The organism is Pseudomonas agronomica (genome assembly GCF_025917275.1).
Classification (GTDB): Bacteria; Pseudomonadota; Gammaproteobacteria; order Pseudomonadales; family Pseudomonadaceae; genus Aquipseudomonas; species Aquipseudomonas agronomica.
Map to the genome: position 1 here is coordinate 1 of NZ_JAOSHO010000496.1, position 3,586 is coordinate 3,586.

At 63.1% G+C, this 3,586-nt stretch carries 3 protein-coding genes; all 3 read right to left on the reverse strand.

Translation table 11 applies throughout. The annotated features are described in order from the left end of the window. Positions 1-35: 35 nt before the first annotated feature. The gene (locus tag OC610_RS23350) at positions 36-1,421 is read right to left on the reverse strand and encodes an aspartate aminotransferase family protein (RefSeq protein WP_264431188.1); all 1,386 of its coding nucleotides are present in this window, start codon (positions 1,419-1,421) and stop codon (positions 36-38) included. Beyond that, positions 1,418-2,905, reverse strand: a complete 1,488-nt coding sequence (locus OC610_RS23355) for an NAD-dependent succinate-semialdehyde dehydrogenase (protein WP_264431189.1) — start codon at positions 2,903-2,905, stop codon at positions 1,418-1,420. The genes OC610_RS23350 and OC610_RS23355 overlap by 4 nt, the downstream gene beginning before the upstream one ends. A gap of 130 nt (positions 2,906-3,035) precedes the next feature. After that, complete coding sequence (locus OC610_RS23360; RefSeq protein WP_264431190.1) at positions 3,036-3,515, reverse strand: Lrp/AsnC family transcriptional regulator; 480 nt, start codon at positions 3,513-3,515, stop codon at positions 3,036-3,038. Positions 3,516-3,586: the final 71 nt, after the last annotated feature.

The window sequence follows — 3,586 nt, forward strand, 5'->3', positions numbered from 1 at the left end:
CGCGAGCAGGCTCGCTCCCACAGGTTAGAGAGGGTTCAAGCCAACACCTCCCCCGCCACCTGATCGATAGCCCCCTTGGTGATGTCGACGATCAGGTCCGCATCCTCGCGGGTCAGGATCAGCGGCGGGGCGAAGCCCAGGATGTCGCCGTGGGGCATGGCGCGGGCGATCATGCCGCGGTCCAGGCAAGCGGCCGAGACCTTGGGGCCGACCTTGAGTGCCGGGTCGAACGCTGTGCGCTGTTCACGGTCGGCCATGAACTCCACTGCCGCCAGCATGCCGTCTCCGCGCACTTCCCCCACCAACGGATGACCTTCAAGCGTTTCACGCAACCGACGGTTCAGGTAGCCGCCCACATCCTCGGCGTTGGCCGTCAGGTTTTCCCGTTCGAGGATGTCGAGGTTCGCCAGCGCCGCCGCTGCACAGATCGGATGTCCGGAATAGGTCCAGCCGTGGCCCATGGCACCTTCGGCCTGTGAGGCTTTTTCGATTACGCTCCAGACTTTTTCGCCGATGATCACCGCGGACAAAGGGGCATAGGCACTGGTCAGGCCTTTGGCGGTAGTGATCAGGTCCGGCTTCATGCCGTAGCGCTGGCTGCCCATTTTCGAACCCAGGCGCCCGAACGCGCACACCACTTCATCAGCAATCAACAACACGTCGTATTTCTTCAGGACGGCCTGGATCGCATCCCAATAACCGGCGGGCGGGACAATGATGCCGCCGGTGCCCATCAGCGGTTCGCCAATGAACGCCGCCACTGTCTCAGGCCCTTCGGCGAGAATCATTTTCTCCAGCTCGTCGGCGCAATAGCGCACGAAGGCCGCTTCGTCCATGCCCGCCGGGGCCTTGCGATACCAGTGTGGGCAGACGGTGTGCTTGACCCCCTCCGCCGGCAGGTCGAAGTGCTGGTGAAACGCTGGGAGCCCGGTCAGGCTGCCTGTCATGATGCCCGAGCCATGGTAGCCACGGTCCCGGGAGATTATTTTCTTCTTCTGCGGCCGGCCCAGCACGTTGTTGTAGTAACGCACCAGTTTGATCTGGGTTTCGTTGGCGTCGGAACCGGACAAGCCGTAATAAACCTTCTTCATCCCTTCCGGCGCCCAGTCCATGATGCGGCTGGACAGCTCGATGATCGCCTCGCTCGAATGGCCGACGTAGGTGTGGTAGTAGGCCAGTTCCTTGGCCTGCTTGTAGATGGCGTCAGCCACCTCGGTACGCCCGTAGCCGATGTTCACGCAGTAAAGGCCAGCAAAGGCGTCGATGAACTCACGCCCCTCGTGATCGCGAATGCGGATGCCCGACGCGCTCTTGATGATCCGCCCCTTGAGCGCGCCGCTGGCGTGATCATGGGCGTGGGTCGACGGGTGCATGAAATGCGCACGGTCTTGTTCGAACAGCGTGTTGAGTTCTTGGCTCATGCGGACTCTCCTGGGAACTGGCCTTGATGGTGCAGGCAAAAGTATTTGGTTTCGACAAAGGGCTCGAAGCCCTCGGTGCCGCCCTCGCGGCCGAGGCCGGAGGCTTTCATGCCACCGAAGGGAATCGGATGGCCGGTGAACTTGACGCCGTTGACCGCGACCATGGCGTGGTCGAGACGGCGGATCAGTGGGTAAATGACATCCAGGCGGTTGGAGCAAATATAGGCGGCCAACCCGTACTCGGTGTCGTTGGCCATTTCGACGGCTTCGTCCAGGGTGTCGAACGGCATCACCCCGGCGATGGGCGCGAAGTTTTCTTCACGGTAGATGCGCATTTGCGGTGTGACATCAGCCAGCACGGTGGGCTGGTAGAACAACCCGCCCAAGGCATGCGTTTCGCCGCCCACCAGGCGTTGAGCGCCCAACGCCAGGGCATCGGCGACGCGGTCGGCGGTCGCGTCGAACGCGGCCTGATGCATCAATGGGCCGACGTCCACCTCCTGTTCCTGCTGATCGACCATGGCCGGCCCGACCCGCAAGGCGCGCACCGCTGCGGTGAAGCGAGTGAGAAAAGCCTGGTACACCGGACGCTGGACCATGATTCGGTTGGCCGCGCAGCAGTCCTGGCCCGAGGTCTGGAACTTCGCCTCCACGGCGACTTTCACCGCCAGGGCCAGGTCGGCATCGGCGCAGACAATGAACGGCGCGTTGCCGCCCAGCTCCAACGCGACTTTCTTCACGTCATGGGCCGCCGCTTGCAGCACCAGCTTGCCGACCCGGGTCGAGCCGGTAAAGCTCACCGAGCGAACGCGGCGGTCCTTGACCAGCGTTTCCATGGCCATTTGCGGCTCGCCCAGGACCACGTTGAAGACCCCGGCAGGGAAGCCGGCTTCTTCGGCCAATTGTGCCAACGCCAAGGCCGAGTACGGTGTTTCGTGGGCCGGCTTGATCACCACGGTGCAACCGGCGGCCAACGCGGCCGCGGCCTTGCGGGTGATCATGGCCGATGGGAAATTCCACGGCGTGAGCAGCGCACAAACCCCCACCGGTTCCTTGACCGTGCCAAGGTGCGCATTCGGGATATGGCTGGGAATGTTCTGGCCGTACAGGCGCCGGGCTTCCTCGGCGAACCAAGGAATAAAGCTGGCGGCATAAGCGATTTCGCCACGGGACTCGGCCAAGGGCTTGCCCTGTTCCAGGCTGAGAATTCGCGCCAGGTCCTCGCTGTGCTCGGTGATCAACGCCGCCCAGCGCCGCAGGATGGCGCCGCGCGTCTCCAGGCTTTGTTCGCGCCACAAAGCAAATGCGCGATGCGCCGCGTCCACCGCCGCGACGATCTGCAGTTGATCGAGCATTGGCACGTGGCCGATGACGGTGCGGTTGGCCGGGTTGTGGACGGCGACGCTGTGGCCGCTGTCGCTGTGGACCCAATGGCCGTCGACGTAGCAAAGCGCTTTGAACAACAGCGGATGTTGGTAAGGCATGACGTTCACTCCAGAGCGTGTGCGTGAATCCATGCTAGGGCAGCGGCGCTTGGGTTTTCGGGTGTTTGCGTGGGGTCAGACCGTGGTTTTTTTCTGGAAAGAACGGGTCGTAAAGTGTTTTCTGCGGCGCTCAGGAGGACGACGCCAGCTCCGCCGGCAACGCACCGGCGGTCTTGATGGTCTTGGTGACGATGTAGGTGAAGTAGCGTTCGATGCCGAGGTCTTCGAGCAGCAGTTGGTCGACGAAACGTTGATAGGCATCGACGTCCGGCGCCTGGATCATCGCCAGGTAATCCACCCCGCCACCGGTGGCGTAACAGAACGCCACTTCAGGCGCGGCGACCATGCGCTGCTCGAAACGGCGCATGTCCTGGGCGGTGTGCCGGGCCAGGGTGATCTCCACCAGCACTTGCTGGCGCTTGAACACCGCGGCCCAGTCGATCTGCGCCCGATAGCCGATGATCAGGCCTGCGGCTTCCAACTTGCGCACCCGCTCCCAGGCCGGCGTGACCGACAGGTTGATGGCTTCGGCCAGGCTCGACTTGGTGATCCGCCCGTCGTCGGCGAGGATCTGCAGGATCTTCAGGTCGTAGCGATCGAGCTTGTGCATGGGGCCGGGCTCCGGGCGGTTAAAAAACTCAGACTCAACGCAGGCCTTTGTGGGAGCGAGCTTGCTCGCGA